General features: G+C 61.4%; 15 protein-coding genes. 5 read left to right on the forward strand and 10 right to left on the reverse strand.

Annotation, left to right across the window (positions count from 1 at the left end):
* The 9 genes from VGG64_25595 to VGG64_25635 form a co-directional block, all read right to left on the reverse strand.
* Nucleotides 1–787, reverse strand: a 787-nt coding sequence (locus VGG64_25595; protein HEY1603004.1) for an acetyl-CoA carboxylase carboxyltransferase subunit alpha, incomplete at its 3' end; no start/stop codon positions are given.
* A gap of 368 nt (nt 788–1155) precedes the next feature.
* Nucleotides 1156–2034: a serine/threonine-protein kinase gene (locus VGG64_25600; protein HEY1603005.1), complete on the reverse strand. Its 879-nt coding sequence runs from the start codon at nt 2032–2034 to the stop codon at nt 1156–1158.
* A 250-nt stretch (nt 2035–2284) separates the two neighbouring features.
* Complete coding sequence (locus tag VGG64_25605; GenBank protein ID HEY1603006.1) at nt 2285–3442, reverse strand: glycosyltransferase family 4 protein; 1158 nt, start codon at nt 3440–3442, stop codon at nt 2285–2287.
* An 83-nt stretch (nt 3443–3525) separates the two neighbouring features.
* Nucleotides 3526–4296, reverse strand: coding sequence for a tRNA pseudouridine(38-40) synthase TruA (truA, locus tag VGG64_25610; protein HEY1603007.1), 771 nt, complete (start codon nt 4294–4296; stop codon nt 3526–3528).
* Between the two features lie 90 nt (nt 4297–4386).
* Nucleotides 4387–5100 (reverse strand): polysaccharide biosynthesis/export family protein, encoded by a 714-nt coding sequence (locus VGG64_25615; protein ID HEY1603008.1) that lies wholly within the window; start codon nt 5098–5100, stop codon nt 4387–4389.
* Nucleotides 5101–5181: 81 nt separating this feature from the next.
* Nucleotides 5182–6216, reverse strand: coding sequence for an aspartate-semialdehyde dehydrogenase (locus VGG64_25620; protein HEY1603009.1), 1035 nt, complete (start codon nt 6214–6216; stop codon nt 5182–5184).
* Between the two features lie 242 nt (nt 6217–6458).
* Nucleotides 6459–7499 (reverse strand): HTTM domain-containing protein, encoded by a 1041-nt coding sequence (locus VGG64_25625; GenBank protein HEY1603010.1) that lies wholly within the window; start codon nt 7497–7499, stop codon nt 6459–6461.
* Complete coding sequence (locus VGG64_25630) at nt 7496–8119, reverse strand: hypothetical protein (GenBank protein HEY1603011.1); 624 nt, start codon at nt 8117–8119, stop codon at nt 7496–7498. Before VGG64_25630 ends, VGG64_25625 begins: the two co-directional genes overlap by 4 nt.
* 422 nt (nt 8120–8541) lie before the next feature.
* A complete protein-coding gene (locus tag VGG64_25635) occupies nt 8542–9558 on the reverse strand; it encodes a TIGR03000 domain-containing protein (GenBank protein HEY1603012.1) in 1017 nt (338 codons plus the stop codon).
* 339 nt (nt 9559–9897) lie between these two features.
* Here VGG64_25635 and VGG64_25640 point away from each other — a divergent pair, with 339 nt between their 5' ends.
* Nucleotides 9898–11043, forward strand: coding sequence for an FtsW/RodA/SpoVE family cell cycle protein (locus VGG64_25640; GenBank protein HEY1603013.1), 1146 nt, complete (start codon nt 9898–9900; stop codon nt 11041–11043).
* Nucleotides 11044–11087: 44 nt separating this feature from the next.
* Here the strand turns inward: VGG64_25640 and VGG64_25645 are convergent, their stop codons facing one another.
* A complete protein-coding gene (locus VGG64_25645; protein HEY1603014.1) occupies nt 11088–12344 on the reverse strand; it encodes a protein-L-isoaspartate(D-aspartate) O-methyltransferase in 1257 nt (418 codons plus the stop codon).
* Between the two features lie 310 nt (nt 12345–12654).
* Here VGG64_25645 and VGG64_25650 point away from each other — a divergent pair, with 310 nt between their 5' ends.
* The 4 genes from VGG64_25650 to VGG64_25665 all read left to right on the forward strand — a co-directional run bounded on the left by VGG64_25650 (nt 12655) and on the right by VGG64_25665 (nt 17701).
* Nucleotides 12655–14487 carry a TIGR03960 family B12-binding radical SAM protein gene (locus VGG64_25650; protein HEY1603015.1) on the forward strand — a complete coding sequence of 611 codons (1833 nt, stop codon included), beginning with the start codon at nt 12655–12657 and terminating at the stop codon, nt 14485–14487.
* Between the two features lie 44 nt (nt 14488–14531).
* Nucleotides 14532–15368 carry a Cof-type HAD-IIB family hydrolase gene (locus tag VGG64_25655; GenBank protein ID HEY1603016.1) on the forward strand — a complete coding sequence of 279 codons (837 nt, stop codon included), beginning with the start codon at nt 14532–14534 and terminating at the stop codon, nt 15366–15368.
* Nucleotides 15369–15504: 136 nt separating this feature from the next.
* On the forward strand, nt 15505–16437 hold the full coding sequence (locus tag VGG64_25660; protein ID HEY1603017.1) for a bifunctional riboflavin kinase/FAD synthetase: 933 nt from the start codon (nt 15505–15507) through the stop codon (nt 16435–16437).
* Between the two features lie 280 nt (nt 16438–16717).
* Nucleotides 16718–17701 carry a DHHA1 domain-containing protein gene (locus tag VGG64_25665; protein HEY1603018.1) on the forward strand — a complete coding sequence of 328 codons (984 nt, stop codon included), beginning with the start codon at nt 16718–16720 and terminating at the stop codon, nt 17699–17701.
* The last annotated feature ends 70 nt before the right edge of the window (nt 17702–17771 follow it).

The following is a 17771-nucleotide window of genomic DNA, read 5'->3' on the forward strand; positions in this document are numbered from 1 at the left end:
CGATCACGCGTAGCCCGTAGAGATCGCGAGCCGTCAGCTTCAAGGCATCGGCGGCGAGACGCTTGGTCTCGTCGTTGGCTTCTTTCCAGAGGATGCCGGCGCAGCCTTCGGGGCTGATCACCGAGTAGTAGGCGAACTCGAGGACCGCGACTTTGTCGCCCAAGCCGATTCCCAAAGCTCCTCCGGAACCACCTTCGCCAATCACCACACAAATCACCGGGCAGGCCAGCCGCGACATCTCGAACATCGCTGTGGCAATCACTTGGGCCTGGCCGCGCTCCTCGGCGCCGATGCCGGGATAGGCGCCCGGGGTGTCGATAAGCGTGATGATGGGAAGGCCGAATTTGGCCGCGAATTTCATCTTCGCGATCGCCTTGCGGTAACCCTCGGGGTGGGCACAGCCGTAGTTACAGGCGATACGTTCCTTGAGGTCTTTGCCTTTTTGGTGCCCGATGAGCATCACTTTGTGCTCGCCGAGCTTGGCCAGGCCAGTGCGGATGGCGCGGTCGTCGCCGAACGACCGGTCGCCGTGCAGCTCGACGAAGTCGTCGAAAACCAGCTCGATATAGTCGGCGGTCATGGGGCGCTCGGGATGCCGGGCCACCTGAACAACCTGCCACGGCTCGAGCTGGGAGTAGATTTTCTTTTTCAGGTCGTTCAGTTCGCGCCGCAGGCGGCGAACTTCGTCACGCGCCTCGACGCTTTCAGCGGCCGAGCCCTCGAGCTTGGTTAGCCGGCTGGCCAACTCGTAGATCGGTTGCTCGAACGCCATTTGCTGAAGCGTCATCGCCATGATCAAACCTGCGCAGATATCAAACTGCTCCCGGATGCTCGCGGAGCCTGTTTGGGGTAATCACCCTGGACGTATATGTTCGCCAGAGCTTTCGCGTCGGTTGGGCCGATCCGGACGATCTGCCGCGACGCTAGCATCACTAAACGTAGATTACACCGAATCGGCACAACGGTTAAGACCGTCTCGCTCGTCCGCCATGCCTGGTTTCCGGCATTATGTGCCCCTGGGAATGCCTGGCGCCGCGCCGGTGGTCCTTACGCACGTCGGCAATCGAAGAGGCACGACGAATTCCGTGACGCCCTGCCCTGCCCCACCGCGGCGGCTTGCTAGCGTGACGCGATGTACGTCATGAGAGGCGAATTTCATGATCCCTTTTCTTCGGCGGCAGCAGGCGGCTGCGGAGGTTTTTTGAACATTTGCAACGCGCGAAATTCACCCAGGAACTTCGCCATCGACGCGGGACGCAACTTGGGGTCTTTGGCCATGCTCGCCCGCAGCAGGTCGCCGAACTCGGTCGTGATGTTGCGGTCTTGTGCCTCGATCGAAGGAATCTGGGCACGGAGATGCTTGTTCAACAACTCGTTAGAGTTGCTGCCCGTGTACGGCGGTCGCCCGGAAACGAGATGAAAGATGGTGCAGCCAAAGCTGTACACATCGGCGCGCTCGTCGAGCGGTTCGCCGCGGATTTGTTCGGGCGACATATAGCTGCGGGTTCCCTGGACCTTGCTGCGGCCGCCAAACAGCCGTCCCAGGGCCCCCTTTTTTCGCTGGGCCAGCGCGAAGTCGATCAGTTTGACATCGCCATTTTGAATAATCAGAAAGTTGTCCGGCTTGACGTCGCGATGGATCCAACCTTGCTGATTGAAATAGGCCAGTCCGCTGGCGGCGCCATCAATGATCTGCGGCATCATGAAGGCCACCTGCTCGCGCACTTGCAGGATGATTTCCTTCATGTTCGGCGCGGGAAAATACTCCATCACCAGGTAGGGCAGGCGATTGTCGACGGCAAACTCGTATACTTTGATTGTATTCGGATGCTCGAGCGTCTTGCCGACGATAGCTTCCTGCTTGAGGTAGGTCAGATGCTCTCGATCCTTGCGAAAGTCGGACAGCAGGATCTTGATCGCCAGGCGCCGTTTGTCGCGATCGTCGAGCACGGCCCACACCTGGCTGGTCTGACCCGTCTTGACGATGTTCAGCAGCCGGTAGGGACCGATATGTTCTTGACTTGCCAGTGCCACGGTGCGCGATCGCTCCCTAGTCGCCGCAGCGCGTGTGCCCTGCGAGGTAAAGACGCCTCTGTTGCCATGATGCCCCCCTGCCCTCTCGTGATGCCTCGGCAGACGCCAGGCTTGCAGCTGCCAAGCGATGGTGCAACCAGCGACATCTGCTCACGTTCTGCATCAAGTTTAGTCAGCAGTGGGAATACGGACAAATGGCGCGCTGCCGCCCGATGTGCGTCACAAGCGAGACCAACGCGGCTGAACCCCTTTATTTGGCCCCTAACTGCTCGTAGAGCGCGCGGATGTCGCGGGTCATTTTTTCGTGGCGAAAACGCTCGGTAAACAGTTGACGCCCCTGGTGACCCAGTTGCCCGCGGCGTGCCGGGTTGACAATCAGGTCCTCGATCGCGGTGGCTAAAGGCTCGACCGTTCGTGGTGCGACGAGATAGCCTGTTTGATCGGGGATGACGACTTCGCGCGCGCCGTCGATGTCGTAGCTTACGACCGGCTTGCCCGCGATCAGCGCTTGCGGCAAGACCCGCGCCAAGCCTTCGCGCAAGCTGGCGTGCACCACGATATCCATCGCGCCCAGATAATCCGGGATACGGGCGGGGGGCACCAGTCCCACGAATCGCACATGGTCGCGCAAGCCCGCCGCGCGGACTTGCTCTTCGAGCGCGGAGCGCAACACACCGTCGCCGACGAACAGAAACTGCGCTTGCGGATGTCGAGCCACCACGTCGCGTGCCGCGGCCAACACGTACTCGTGCCCCTTGAGGTGAAACAGCCGGGCGATCTTGCCGATCACCACTTGGCCCGATTCGTAGCCTAGTTCCGCACGCATCGCGTCGCGGTGCTCATCGGCCGCCAGAAAAGGTTCGACCTCCATGCCGCTATAGATCGTGGTGAATTTCTCGCGCGGCGCAACGCCGGCGGCCACGAGTTGTTCGGTCATGGCGTCGGCCACGCTGATGAGTGCCGTCGACCGCCGCGCGGCGTACTTTTCGCACGCGCGGAAAAACTCTCGCGCTGCGCGCGACTGATAAGGATGGAATGGCGCCCCGTGAACCGTGTGAACAATCACGGGCACACCGATCGATGCGGCCGCCATCCGGCCGAGCAAGCCCGCTTTGGCGCTGTGCGTGTGTACGACATCGGGCCGAAAGTCGCGGAGCACGCGCTTTAGCGCGCGATAGGCCTGCCAATCGTGCAGTGGATGAATCGCGCGACGTAACGAGTTCTCGATCGCGAGCGGCACATGATTCGCCTGCGCGCGTTCCAGCAAGCTTCCCTCGGGCCCCAGTGGCGGCCCGGTGACGAGCAATACTTCGTCGCCATAATCGCGTGCCAGGTCCTCGCACGTCAGAAGAGTGTTCTCCTGCGCGCCGCCGAGGATCATGCGTGTGATGACGTGAGCGACGCGCATGGGGAAGAATATTCGGTGGCGGTCCGTTGGTCATTAACAGGTTGGCAGCGCGGCAGCGGTGAGCGCCGTTGAAGAAATCTACGTTATGGCGTGTGGACTGGGTCGAGCTTGTAATCGGCACGCACCAGAAACAGACCCTGTGGTGGCGCGGTCATGCCGGCGGCGCGCCGTTCGCCTGCCGCCACGACCTCGGCAGGCCATGCGATGGGGCGGTTGCCACGTCCGACCTCGACCAGCGTGCCGATCATGGCTCGCACCATGTTGTACAGGAAACCGTTGCCGGCGACCTCGAAAGTGAGCAACCCCTGTTGCGCCCCCCTGCCCCGCTCGACAAACGCTTCGTAGATCGTGCGCACGCTGGACGATCGCTGCGGCCAGCGCGATTCGAAACTGCGAAAGTCGTGCGTGCCGACAAAGGCCTGGGCCGCGCGCGACATGGCCGCCCCATCCAAGCGCTGCCGGTACTGCCAACAATAGGCTCGTAAAAAAACGTCCGGCGCCTCGCCATCGTGTAGCAGGTAGCGGTAACGCTTCCGTACACAATCGCGGCGAGCATGAAATCTGTGCGGCGCTTCCTCGACCGCGAGGGCCGCTATGTCACGCGGCAGCTCGGCATTTAATGCGTTCCGCAGCGTGACCGGGGACAAGCTCGTTTCGCTTTGAAAGCTTACCACTTGTCCGAGAGCGTGTACTCCGGAATCAGTGCGGCCGCTGGCCGTCGCACGCACGGCCTCGCCGGTAATCTTTGCCAGCGACGTTTCCAACGCCGCCTGGACAGTCGGTTGGCCGGGCTGCATTTGCCAGCCTGTGTAGGCGGTACCATCGTAGGCCAGCGTGAGCTTGAAGGTCCTCATGAAGCCAAGGCGTGACGGGGCCGAGCAGAATGGAGGCGACGATCGTAAAAACACTCCGCCATTGATTTCTTAATTTAAACAGCGGCGGCGTTATTTGAAAAATGACCACAGCCAATCCGTGGCTACAGATACTGGTGCCGGCGCAACAAAAATCCGGTCGCCGGGCAGCACTTGATAGTTTGTCGTCGTGTCACCCTCGTGGACGATCTCCTGCCACTGCACCGGCAGGACCGTTCCCATGCCTGCGCCGCTTAGGGCCGGCCGCGCGATCCACACAACGGAGTCGTCTGGCCATGGACGTCCGCCAACTTGGGATAGGGCGTCGAGCACTGTTTCCTTGCCGGTAACGGGGATCCTTTGAATTTGATCACCCGAACCACCGCCTGCATTAACTACATAGTAGAACTTGCTGTTATAGCTGACGACGTCCACCTCGACCTGAGGCGCCTCAGCGTATTGCGCCATGGCCTGCTGCACTGCCTCGCGCGCGTCGCTAAGCGTCTTGCCAGCGATCACGATCTGGCCATAGGCGCCTAGATTGATCGTTCCGTCAGGTCCGACGAGATGCGCGCCTGACACGAGCGGGGCTTCGCCGACCGAACCGGCCAGCACTTCTACGTTAAGAACGTCCGGCGGCTCGATTCGGTACGTCGGCAGCGTCCGCATCGAAGATTCGTTCGCTGCTAACCCCGTGAAACGCTGCATCGTGCGAAGGTTCAGCGATAGGCCGATGGCGATGCCGAGGATCAGGACGAACAAGTTGTCGAGCCGAAAGCGAAACGGGCGCGCCCACCGTGGCAGCATGACATCCTCCTGAGTCAATGATCAACTGTCGGATCGGGCCTATCTGTTTGATCGGTCCAGTCCCTGCCGGACTCCCCTGCCCTACCCCGTGGCCTGGCCCACCTTCTGCGTCGAACGGGCTTTGGACAACAACTCGGCAATTTGCACGGCGTTAGTCGCGGCGCCTTTACGCAGATTGTCGCTGACGCACCAAAATGCCAGACCGTTCTCGCTCGACAGATCCTGCCGGATGCGGCCGATGAAGACTTCGTCGCGTCCATCGCAACCTAGCGGCATCGGGTACTGTTTGGCGGCCAGGTCGTCGATCACGACAATGCCTGGCGCTGCGGCGAAAAGCTCGCGGGCTTCTTCGGGCGACAACTTGCGTTCGGTTTCTACCAGGATACTCTCGCTGTGACAGTTGCTAACCGGCACACGCACACATGTCGCGCAGATTTGAATCGATTCGTCCCCCAGAATTTTGCGTGTCTCGTAGACCATCTTCATCTCTTCCGACGTATAGCCGGCATGCTTGGCCGAGCCGATTTGCGGAATGAGATTGAAGGCGATGTCGTGTGCAAAGGTTTCGTTGCGATGGGCTTCGTTCTGCAGCTTGGCACGAGTGCCGTGCTCCAGATCGCGCTGCCCTGCCACGCCGGCGCCGCTAGTGGCCTGATAGGTGCTCACGACCACACGGCGGACACGCGCCGCGTCATGCAGCGGTTTGAGCGCCACGACCAGTTGTGTGGTCGAGCAATTCGGACTGGCGATCAGGCCCTGATGGGTGAAGGCAGCCTGCGGATTCACCTCGGGCACGACCAGGGGCACCTTGGGGTCCATCCGCCAATAACCGCTTTCGTCGACGACGATTGTCCCCCGCTCGATGGCCCAGGGAGCGAAGTCGCGGGCCGTCTCATCGGGGGTGCTGCCGATGGCCAGGTCGACACCGTTGAAGGAGTCAGGCGTCAGTTCTTCGACCGTGTGCTGCTGGCCGCGGAAGGTGATTGTCGTACCGGCCGAGCGTTTGGACGCCAGGAACTTGATCCGTTCGAAGGGAAGATTTCGCTCTTCGAGCAGATCCCTGATAATTCGGCCCACGGCCCCGGTAGCGCCGACAATCGCAACGACCTCGAACACGGATACCTCCCAAAAAAAAGCAACCTGGTTGACACCGCCGACGCGGCGCGTGAGGCGGGAAAAAAACCAACGGCCAAGGAAAATGCCAGTATAAGCCCCACTGCTGGGACAGCGGAAGTCAGCAATAGGTTCTCGCTGCACGTGCGAGCTGGCGTTACGCATCCCCGTGACGGGGCTTTTTCAATGCCGGATTTGGCGCACCCCCGCCAGTCAGAGGGCCTGCCCGGCCTCGCGGGCGAAGCTCATGCCAGGCGGGTTGCACGGGCGGCCGGGGGCCTACGACGCTGTTGGGCGCGAATCGGGGCCGGCTCCTTGGCCAGAACCCCCTCCCCTGCCCTGCCCACATCGTCGGGCTTCGTGCCGTCGAGAAGCATGCGCACCAGGCGCGGCGAAACGAACGACAGGCAACCGATCAGCATTACCAGGCCAAAGGTCATCATGCCCATTCCCAGGGCAATCCCCATGTGCAACGGCACTGCCATTGCTATGACGATGGGACGCAGCTTCGGCACCCAAACCAGCGTGCAGAAGGATAATTCCCAAAAGGCAGAGACATGCGTCAACACTGCGACCAATAGCGGCCACGTCGCTAGCCAGGTAAGGTCCCACGATTGATATTCCAGGTTCGCCACGGCGCCCCACAGAGCATCGCCGCGCCACCAGGTTTCGCCTTGCAGCTTCGAGAGCCCAGCGAAGAAATAGATCACGCACATGTGGACCTGGATCAAGCGGATCGCCAGGTTGGCCGAGACGCTGGGGAGTACCGGCGGCGGCGCTGCCTGCCGGCGCCGGGCAAGCCAACGATCAACCGAATAGCACGCACCACATGGCCCCACCATCAGGTACAGGGCTAACATGAGGTTGATCTGGTCCAGACCGAATTGTGCTCCTGGCACCCGGTTGACGTACGACACCGCTGCCAAGAACGAAGCCACCGCGGCGACGCGGCTGAACAGCCCGATAGTCAACATGGCGAACGCTACCAGCGCTGCGATGTGTACCGTCCACAGTTGCCCGGGCGTATTGATCCACCAGAAGTAGCTCCAGGTATACGGATTGGGTTGGGCCGAGGCGGCCATATCGGCGGAGATCCAACCACCTGAGAGAAAGAAATCCTCCAGGCCGATCGACCACACAAGGTGTGTGTAGAACAGCATCGCGCCGGCGCAAATCCGGATCAGACAGAGCGTTGCCGGGTCGCCGGGCAGGAACCAAAAACGGGTCCAGCCCTGGCCTGCCGCGCGCGCCGAGTCGCGAAAATAGTCCGTAACCAGCCGTATCATGGCATCCCCATGTAGCTGCCTAGTTTTCGCTCGCTATACAAGCTGACGTCGTCGAGACGCATCCCCTTGGCCACCTGATCGGGCGTGGGAATCAGATGTTCGCGCATCCACAATGTGACGCGACGCGCGTGATGCTTATGGAGCAGGTGGTCGGCGTAGCTGCGCGCAATGATCTGCTGTTCTGTCGAGAGCGGCAATTTCGTCCATTCCGTGAATGGCGGTACGCTGGGATCCGGCGGAACGGAATTGATGAATTCGCTGAGCATGAAATGGCGGTGGTAGAACAAGCGTGGCCACTGGTCTGCCAGACTCGGGAACGTACTGCCGCGATGCGTGCCGTCGGTGAATTCAAGTTCGTAGCGGATCAGATGGCTGGGCCCCGGATTGGGTGCGAAGAACTTGTAGCCGTGACCGAGATAGAGCGCGCCTAAATAAGGGCGCAATCGCGGCTGCAATCGATTGGCGATCAACGTTGGCGGAAGCGAAAACGGACCGACCAGGATGGCCGTCAGATGCCAAGCCAAAACCACGCTCACCAGCAGGCGCGCCCAAAAGCCCCACGGGCTGCGCTGCGTGGGCTGGGTGGCGGGTTCATCGGCTGGGGGAGTGATCGTACTCATGTCGACGCCTGTTTTTGCGGCTCCCTAGGCTTTCGGCAAGTCACAGACACCGCGGCGCGATCACGATTGGTGTTCGCCGGGCGGGGTCGTTCCGTCACGCAGTCTAGCCGGAGATGCCGAGCATGGCTCGATCCCTGGAATGCCGGTCTTGGCTGCGGCGCGCGACCTGGTAAGTGGGTCAGATTGACCGGCGAACGGCGAACGATCAAGTCGGCAGTATGGCCTTTGTGGGGTATCGGACCCTGGGAGCGAGTGAAAGCAGCCTTTTCGCTCTCCTCGGCAATCCCCCGTCAAACGATAAACCCTCGCACGAGACAGGTGTCCCGTGCGAGGGTTTTAGTCGCACTCTCTTAAGTCAGTCACCGCAAAGCTCTTGGGGGCACCCGCAAGCGGGCGTCCCGCAAGAACTCGTGCTGCCTTGACTACTGGACGTTGTTCGTGCCAGCTTGAGCAACTTGAGCAGCGTCGACGTCGATCGTCAACTCACGCGACTCACCAGCAGCCAGCGAGATGGTCTCGCTCTTCGAGATCTTCTGGCCGTTGTGCTCCAGCTCGACGCGGATCGTGTAGTTGTCCCAGCTCTGGCCGGCGCCCAACTTCGTGGTCACGAACTCACGGCTGGTGCCGGTCGACTTCGACTCGGAACCCGAGAGGAAGACCTTGGCGTCAGCCGGAACGTTCAGCTTCAGGCTCGTCTTGACGGGCTTGGTGGCAGTCCGCTCGTCGCTCTGCTCTTGGCCGTCGAGAGGAAAGTTCACCTCGGCGGTCTGACCAGCTTGCAACTGAACGACCTTGCGATCTTCGACCATTTGGCCGTTACGCTCGGTCATGGCACGCAGCTCGTACGTGTAGTTGAAGCCCGGACGCAATCCATTGCTGACGAAGCGACGCTCGCTGCCGGTGCTGCGGGTCAACAGGCCGTTGACATACACCTTGGCGTTGGTCGGGACACGAACCGCCAGGATCGCGGCGCGACCCGAAGCGTCATTGTTGGTCTGGGGAACACCGGCACCCGGCGCGGGGTTGCCATCCAGGACCGGAGGTTCGTTCGGCGCACCCTGCATTCCAGGAGCAGGAGCCGGAGCAGCGGGCTGAGTCGGAATGTCGCGAACCGTCGTGTATCCGCCCGAGCTTCCGCCCGAGCTTCCACCTGAACTGCCGCCCGAGCTGCCACCGCTGGAACCCCAGCTTCCGCCACTCGAATAGTAGCCACCGCTCGAACCGCAGCTGCCGTAGTATCCGCCGTAGCTCCCGCCGGACGAACCCCACGAGCCACCGCTCGAGTAGTATCCGCCCGAGGAACCGTACGAACCCCACGAACCGCCGGACGAGCCACCGCGACGATGCCAAAACGCGTCAGCTTGCGGTGCAGTCATCGACCACGCAAAGCCGGCCACTAAGCTGCACAGCACGAATTTCTTAACGTTGCCAAGGAACATAACTTCTTTACTCCCATAGATAACGGAGATCACGCTAGATGGTTTCCCCCCACGAACATACCAACCCTAGCATGCAATTCAAGCAACATGCGTAGTTTTTTTCGATCATCCAAGATGGCTAATTGGCGTTGTCTTTGTGGTCTGGGAATTGTCGTAATTCATACAAAGCACACAGCCGCTTTGTAAGGGGGTGATTTATTGGGATTATCCTTTTCACACTGCATCGCGCGCTTGGGAATGCCCTATCTGCATGACTCTTGCCACCGTTATAATCCGCCCCCCCCCCCGCGGATTGGGTGATTCTCGGCAACGTCAGATCTCACCACGTGGAAGTCCCCTATGTTGCCGCCGTCTTGGCCGCATCGAATGCCCTGGGGACTATTGGCGGCAGCTGCGGGATTGTTGGCACTCGGATGGTGCGGCATTGCCCGCAGCGAGGAGTTGGGTGACGGTACGGGCCGTTACCTGTGGCAGCAGGTGGTGTGGTCGCTGGTGGCGGTGGCGGCTGGCTGGCTGATGTTGCTCCCCAGTTACCGGGTGATCAGCCGCTACACCTACGCCGTTTTTGCGGTCGCCATCGCGCTGTTGGTCGCGGTGTACTTTTTCCCCACCGTGCATGGTACGCATCGCTGGCTGCGCGTCGGCCGCGTAGGCCTGCAACCGTCGGAATTCGCCAAGGTCGCCTTTGTTTTGGCGCTTGCGCGGTATCTGATGTATCGCGACAATTATCGTCGCCTACGAGGACTGCTCGTTCCGCTGGCGCTCGCGCTGGTGCCGTTGGTGCTCATTTTGCGGGAGCCGGATTTGGGGACGTCGCTGGTTTTTCTGCCGGTACTGTTTGCCATGTTGTACGCTGCCGGAGCGCGGCAGCGCGACCTTGTGGCGCTCGCCCTGTGCGGAGTCGCGGCGTTGCCGGTGCTGTGGACACAAATGAGTGGCGAACAGCGCTCGCGCGTAACTGCCCTATTCGAGCAGACGGGTCCTGGTGAAAAGCCCACGGACGACGGATACCACCTGTTTCAAGCGAAACAGATGCTGGCGCTGGGAGGGAAATGGGGGAGTTTGCTGGCTGGCGAGCCGGTCGACGATCGGGCAGTCTATCACCTGCCCGAGGATCATACGGACTTCGTCTTCGTCGTGATCATCGAGCGGCTTGGCTGGCTGGGTGCCTTGGCGGTTTTGTCGCTGGAGGGAATCGTCGTTATCCGATCGTTGATGATCGCCGAAGTCACGCGCGAGCCGTTTGGCCGGCTGGCGGCGCTCGGTCTGGCAACCTTGGTCGGCGTACAAACGATTATCAACACGGCCATGACCGTCGGCCTGTTACCGATCACTGGGCTGTCACTGCCGCTAGTGAGCTACGGCGGCTCCGGACTGTTGGCGCACGGCATTCTGCTGGGGCTGCTAGTGAATATCGCCCTGCGCCCGGGCTTTGAAGTGGCGACCGCGCCATTCCGATTCGTCGAACGGCCTGCGGCGGCGTAATCGTCTGCCGGCCGATTACGATGTTGAATACAGAGCGACTTCCATTACTTGTCGCCATCTTTTGCCGACACGGCGCGGACTTGCACGTCGTCGAAGGAAACTTCGCCGACGCCGCCTAGTAACCCCACGCGTACAATGGCTTCACGTGCCGCGGTGGGAACGCGAACGCGTGTGTGCTCATGTTTCCAGTTGAACGTGCCTTGCCAAGGACCTAGCCCGCGCTGGCCGACCATGGCGCGGCGTTGGTCGTAAAACGTAATCGCGACCATGGGGAGCTGCTCAGCGTTCTGACCGGACTTCGCGTCCTTGGCACGGACCCAAGCCGAAATATCCAACTGGTCGACTTTGCGACCGTCGACCGGAAAGGCTTGCAAGGCCTGGCTGCCGCGTCCTGGAGCCGCATTGATGAAGGTCAGCGCGTGTTTTCCTTGTGGCGCGCCGCCGGTCAATTCTCCTTGGCGCAAGTAGTGCCAACCGCGAGGTTCTTCGGTTTGCCCCAACGCCTCTTCAAAATCCCCATTGACGATGGCCGGATGCAGAGGGTCTGGCTTGACTTGCCGATTGTCCTCGGCCGTGCCAGTCATGGGGACGAAGAGCGTGGGGCAAAGCGCCTCGGAGACCATCTTGCCGTCCTCTTTGCGGAACAAATACAGCACCTGCTGATAACGCTGGCCGCGCGGGATGATCATCCGGCCCCCTTCTTTCAGCTGATCGATCAGCGGCTGCGGAATGTCTTCGGGCGAGCAGGTAACGATGATCTTGTCGAACGGCGCATACTCGGCCCAACCTTTGTAGCCGTCGTCGACCTTGGTGGTGACATTCGTGTATTTGAGGCGGCGCAGCGTGCTGGCGGCTCGCTTGCCTAGCGCTTCGACGATCTCGATCGAATAGACTTTGTCTACCAGCGGCGACAACACGGCGGCCTGGAATCCGCTGCCCGTGCCGATTTCGAGCACTTTGTCCGTGGGCTCCGGTTCGAGTTGCTCGGTCATGTAAGCGACGATGTACGGCGGTGAAATGGTCTGCCCGGCGCCGATGGGCAATGCCATATCGTAATACGCGTTGTCGCGCTCGCCGGCCGGTACGAATTCGTGCCGCGGTGTCTTGCGCATTGAGGCGATCACTGCCGGGTTCTTTACCCCGGCGCCGACGATATCGATGTCGACCATGCGATTGCGATCCTGCTCTACATCGATCCGTCCGCCATTGGCCTGGCCCAGCGCGACGGGGGTTTTCCATGCGCCGAGTATCACCACCACGAGCAACGCTCGTCGGACAGGAAGCGATAGAGAGCGTGCCATGACCTCAACTCCGCCGCGGAGGGAAAGCAAGGGGCCAATGAAGTCGACCGTCGAGAACCTGCCCGTGGGGCGAGTCCTACTACAGTACCCAGGGGTGGCTAGCTCCATCGTCTCTTGAATTCGCCAGGTTGTCTATGTGCCAGGCGCGAATTGACCCGACGGTCTGCAGCCGCGTCTCGCGCTCTTCCCCCTGCCCTGCCCCGATCGTGCTGCTGTTGTCGGACTGAGAACGGACCGGTAGATTGGCCGCTGCGGTTCATCGCGACAGCATTCTGCTAGAGCTTTGCGCCCGCCAGGCGTACACAGCACCATGCTCAACGAGCGGCTCAAATCGTACGTCGTCAGTCGACTGCTCCCGCACGTCGAGCGCCCTGCGCAATATCTGGGGGGCGAGCTGAATGCCGTGCGCAAAGATCACGGCTTGGTGCGCGGCAAACTTTGCCTGGCCTTCCCCGATACCTATACGATCGGGATGAGCCACCACGGCCTGCAAGTTCTCTATACGCAGATGAACGCGCGGCCCGATTGGTCGTGCGAACGATCGTTCACGCCGTGGAACGATATGGAGGAACAGCTGCGCAGCAAAGGGGTGCCGCTGTATAGCCTGGAGACGTTTACGCCGCTGTCGGACTTCGACGTCCTGGGATTCACCCTGCAATACGAGCTGTCGTACACGAACGTCCTGACAATGCTCGATCTGGGAGGCATCCCGCTGCACGGCGACCAGCGGACCCTGCGCGATCCCTTGGTGATTGCCGGCGGTCCCTGTGCGCAGAACCCCGAGCCCTTGGCGCCGTTTATCGACGTTTTTGTCGTAGGAGATGGCGAACCGAGCTTGCCGCGCTTATGCGACGCCTGGCTCGCACTGCGTGCTGCGGCCATCGCGAGTGACGGGATACAAGATGGTCACGCCGGACGCGAACAACGAGCGGAAGCCCTGGCGCTATTGGCGGCTGAATTGCCGTTTGCCTATGTGCCACGGTTTTATGAGCAGGAATATGACGCGGATGGGCGGCTGCTGGCGACGCGTCCGACCAGGGCCGGCGTGCCGGATACGATCGAGCCCTCGGTGATTGACGATTTGGACGCCATGCCGTTGCCGATGGCGCCGATCGTGCCGAACATCGAGTGCGTACACGATCGGATCGCGATCGAGATTATGCGCGGCTGCCCTTGGCAATGCCGGTTTTGCCAAAGCACGGTCATCAAGCGGCCGCTGCGCGTGCGGCGCGTCGAAACGATCGTCGCGGCGGCGCTGGCCGCTTATCGCAGCACAGGTTTCAACGAGATCTCTCTGCTGTCACTGTCGACCAGCGATTATCCCTGGTTTGAAGAGCTGCTTGCACGGATGCACGAGACGTTCCAGCCGCTGGGGGTGAAGCTGGCGCTACCGAGCCTGCGCGTGAACGAAACCTTGCGCGGGGTGGCCGCGCTCTTGTCGAACGATCGCCGCGGACTGACCTTGGCGCCCGAAGTAGCCCGCGACGACATGCGCGAGCAGATTCGCAAGAAGATCAAGAACGAAGATTTGTACGAAGGCTGCCGCCAGGCATTCCGCCACGGCTGGCGACACGTGAAGCTGTACTTCATGTGTGGACTCCCCGGCGAGCGCCCCGTGGATCTGGACGGCATCATCGACATGGCCGAGACGATCTCGCGCATTGGCAAGGAAGAGCTGGGGCATTACGCGCGGGTGACGGCCAGCTTGTCGAATTTCGTGCCCAAGCCGCATACGCCCTATCAGTGGAATGGCATGCAAACGCGCGACTACCTGCGCTGGGCGCAAGATTATCTGCGCAAGCGGCGCCGCATCCGCGCGGTGGAAGTGAAGTGCCATCCGATCGAAATCTCGCTTATTGAAGGCGTTCTCAGCCGGGGCGACCGACGCGTGGCCGCGGCCCTCGAGTTGGCCTGGCAGCGCGGCGCGCGGCTGGACAGTTGGGGCGAGCGGTTCGACTCGGCCCGCTGGTGGCAGGCACTGGCCGACTGCGGCATCGACACCGACGCTGTGTTGCATCGCACCGAACCGTTGGATGCGCGATTGCCCTGGGACCACATCAACGTACGCAAGGGGCGCACGTTTCTGGAAAAAGAGCAAACGCGCGCCGTGCTGCAACTGGCCGAGATGGCGACGGCGACTTAGCCGCATTGCGAGCAATTCCTTCCGAAGCCCCCCTGCCCTGCTGTATGTCACGTTACCGGCTGCTAGCGATCGATATCGACGGAACGCTGGTCAACAGCCAGGACGAGTTGACCCTGGCGACGAGTGAAGCGCTGCGCCGCGCGATCGAGGCCGGCATTCGCGTGGTGCTGGCCACGGGACGTCGCTATAGCCGCGCGCTGCCGCTGGTTGCGCCGCTGGCGTTGGATGTACCGCTGATTACCGCCAGCGGCGCGCTCATCAAGGATCCGCTCGACCATCGCACGCTGTTTTGCGCCGAGTTCACGCCGGGCGTGCTGGCCGGCGCCTTGCGCATGGTCGATGCGGCCGGCTATGAACCGGTGCTGTATGCAGACACCTACGCCGAAGGCTTCGACTACTATTGCCGTCGCGTCGAGATCGAGCGGCCGGAGCTGTCGGAATTCTTCCGCTTGAATCCCCACTTCCATCGATTGTTGCCGACGCTGGTCGATGATCCACCGCCGGGTGTGTTCTCTTGCTTTGCAATGGGAAACCGCGCCGAGATGCTCGCGCTCGGTAGCGACCTGGAGCGACGTTATCCCGACGACCTATACGTCCACGTGCTGCGCAGTCCTCGTTATGTGGGCTACATGTGCGAGATCGCGCCCTTGGGCGTAACCAAGTGGAGTGGCATTGAACATCTGGCACATGACTGGGGAATAGACGATGCCGAGATTTGCGCAGTGGGGGACGACGTGAACGATATTCCTATGATTCGCGCCGCCGGCTTGGGCGTGGCGATGGGCAACGCCCAGCCCGAGGTCAAAGCCGCGGCCGATCGCATCGCCCCCGGGCACGACGAAGACGGGCTGGTCGAGGTCGTCGCGTGGCTACTAGACTGAATAATCGACTCAAACGCTGCGGGCGTGGCAAATCCGAGATCGCCACATCTACGTTTCAATTGACCACACACGGCGGCAGAGCATAATGTTTTGAGCGTCCGCTTCATTCACTTCTCCCCTCCCCTGCCCCGCGCACGTGAAACTATTCCGCGACTTGTCTGCGTTGACTCCCGAGCTGCGATCCGGTGCCGTGGCGATTGGCAATTTCGATGGAGTACATCGGGGACATGCGCGCCTTGTCGAGCGGTTGCTGGCAAAAGCGCGCGCGGTGGGGGGGCCGGCGGTGGTGTTCACGTTCGATCCCCACCCGGTGCGGCTGCTGCGGCCCGCCGAGGCGCCGCCGCCGTTGACTTGGACCGATCGCAAAGCCGAGTTACTCGCGGCGCTGGGCGTCGACGCGACGATCGCCTATCCGACAGACGAAGCGTTGTTACAGCTCGACGCCGGCCAGTTCTTCGAGACGATCGTGCGCCGCACTCTTGATGCCCGGGCGATGGTCGAAGGGCCGAACTTTTTTTTCGGCCGCGGGCGCAGCGGCACGATCGAGGTCTTGCGGCAGTTAACCGGCGACGCCGGCATCCAATTAGAGATCGTCGAGCCGGTGATTATCGACGGCGACGTGGTTTCCAGCTCGCGCGTGAGACGCCTGCTGAGCGAGGGACGCATCGACGAGGCCGGTCGCCTGCTGACGCGTCCCTATCGAGTGCGGGGCATGGTGACGCACGGCGCCGGCCGGGGCGCAAAGCTTGGTTTTCCCACCGCCAATCTGGCCGCCGTCGACACGCTGCTGCCGGGCGTGGGCGTGTACGCCGGCCTGGCTTGGACCAACGGTCAGCGTTATCCGGCGGCAATAAATGTCGGCCCCAATCCGACCTTTGGCGAGCATGCTTTGAAGGTCGAAGTTCACCTGCTTGACTTTACGGGCCCCCTATATGGGCAGCCTCTGGAGGTTGACTTCCTTAGCCGCCTAAGAGACATTCAGCCGTTTGCCAACGTCGACGCCTTGCGCGAGCAACTCGATCGCGATATTGCCACAGCCCGAAGTATCGCCGAAAAGCATCGTGACTAAGGGCGGCGACGGACCGGCAGTGACAGTCGCCAAGATCAACGAGTCCACAGAGCTGAGCAATCGTGGGCGGTAGTACCTGTGGTGCTGTATTGCCGTGCGGCTTGAACATCTCTGTGGACTCGGTGCGCTCTGGGATGGGATTCGTCTGGATGAGGGTTCTGAGCGTGGGCGCTCTGGCGGCGCGCGGGCGAAGGAGTCCCCCTAGGCGTGGACGCGACGTTTTTTTTGTTAGGCTGCGTATTGTTGAATTTCAAGTGTTTTGTCGGAGCACTCATCCGCGATGGCGATTGACTGGCGACGCTTTGTAGAATTGGTGAAGGCCCACCGCAAATTTGTGCTGACGAGCCACGTCCGCCCGGATTGCGACGCCTTGGGAAGCGAGTTGGGAATGGCACAAGTGCTGGAAGCACTTGGCAAAGAAGTTCGCATCGTCAACGCGCAAGCGACGCCGGCCAATTTGGCGTTTATCGATCCCACGAACCGCATCGCGGTATTGGGGCAAGACGTCACGGCCGCAGACTTGGCGTCCTACGATTGTCTGATGGTGCTCGATACTAGCGCCTGGGCCCAGTTAGGCGGTATGGGAGATGTCATTCGCGGCATCCAAGCCAAGAAGATTGTGCTCGACCATCATGTTAGTTCGGACGAGCTGGGGGCCGAGGTGTTTCGCAACGTCGCGGCCGAGGCTACCGGTCGTCTGGTCGTGGAAGCCGCCGGCGCACTAGATGTAAAGTTGACGCCCGAGATGGCGATGCCGCTATTTGCGGCGCTGGCCACCGATACAGGATGGTATCGGTTTGCGTCGACGACGGGCGAGACGTACCGTTTCGGCGGACAACTCGTCGATGCCGGTGCGCGACCGGCGGCGATTTATAATGCGATCTACGAGCAGGACACCTTGGCGCGGGTGCAATTGCGCGGCCGTATCCTGGCGCGGACTCAGACCGAGTTAGACGGACGCCTGGTCTTCACTTCTGTGACACGCGAAGACTTTGACGCGACCGGCGCGGCGGCCGCCGATACCGAAGACGTTGTGAATATGACGCTCGTGATCAGCGGCACCGACGTAGCGGTGATTTCCGTCGAACAACCCGACGGCAACGTCAAAGTCAGCTTTCGCAGCCGCGCCGGGCTCGATTGCAGCCGTTTGGCCGAAAGTTTCGGCGGTGGTGGCCACAAAGCCGCGGCGGGAGCCACCGTGCCCGGCCCATTGGCCGTGGCCGAGCCGCGCGTGCTTGACGCCGTGCGCGCGGCGATGCGATAATTCGCTCGTCTGCCTGCCCTACTATCCCTCCGCAAATGTGATCCAACCTTTTATTGCCGTCATGTGCTTC

Source organism: Pirellulales bacterium, assembly GCA_036490175.1.
GTDB lineage: Bacteria > Planctomycetota > Planctomycetia > Pirellulales > JACPPG01 > JACPPG01.

Bases quoted from the DNA above. Each gene is read 5' to 3' on its own strand.
- VGG64_25605 (HEY1603006.1), bottom strand. From the start codon at position 3,442: ATGCGCGTCGCTCACGTCATCACACGCATGATCCTCGGCGGCGCGCAG.
- truA (HEY1603007.1), bottom strand. From the start codon at position 4,296: ATGAGGACCTTCAAGCTCACGCTGGCCTACGATGGTACCGCCTACACA.
- VGG64_25615 (HEY1603008.1), bottom strand. From the start codon at position 5,100: ATGCTGCCACGGTGGGCGCGCCCGTTTCGCTTTCGGCTCGACAACTTG.
- VGG64_25625 (HEY1603010.1), bottom strand. From the start codon at position 7,499: ATGATACGGCTGGTTACGGACTATTTTCGCGACTCGGCGCGCGCGGCA.
- VGG64_25630 (HEY1603011.1), bottom strand. From the start codon at position 8,119: ATGAGTACGATCACTCCCCCAGCCGATGAACCCGCCACCCAGCCCACG.
- VGG64_25635 (HEY1603012.1), bottom strand. From the start codon at position 9,558: ATGTTCCTTGGCAACGTTAAGAAATTCGTGCTGTGCAGCTTAGTGGCC.
- VGG64_25640 (HEY1603013.1), top strand. From the start codon at position 9,898: ATGTTGCCGCCGTCTTGGCCGCATCGAATGCCCTGGGGACTATTGGCG.
- VGG64_25645 (HEY1603014.1), bottom strand. From the start codon at position 12,344: ATGGCACGCTCTCTATCGCTTCCTGTCCGACGAGCGTTGCTCGTGGTG.
- VGG64_25650 (HEY1603015.1), top strand. From the start codon at position 12,655: ATGCTCAACGAGCGGCTCAAATCGTACGTCGTCAGTCGACTGCTCCCG.
- VGG64_25655 (HEY1603016.1), top strand. From the start codon at position 14,532: ATGTCACGTTACCGGCTGCTAGCGATCGATATCGACGGAACGCTGGTC.
- VGG64_25665 (HEY1603018.1), top strand. From the start codon at position 16,718: ATGGCGATTGACTGGCGACGCTTTGTAGAATTGGTGAAGGCCCACCGC.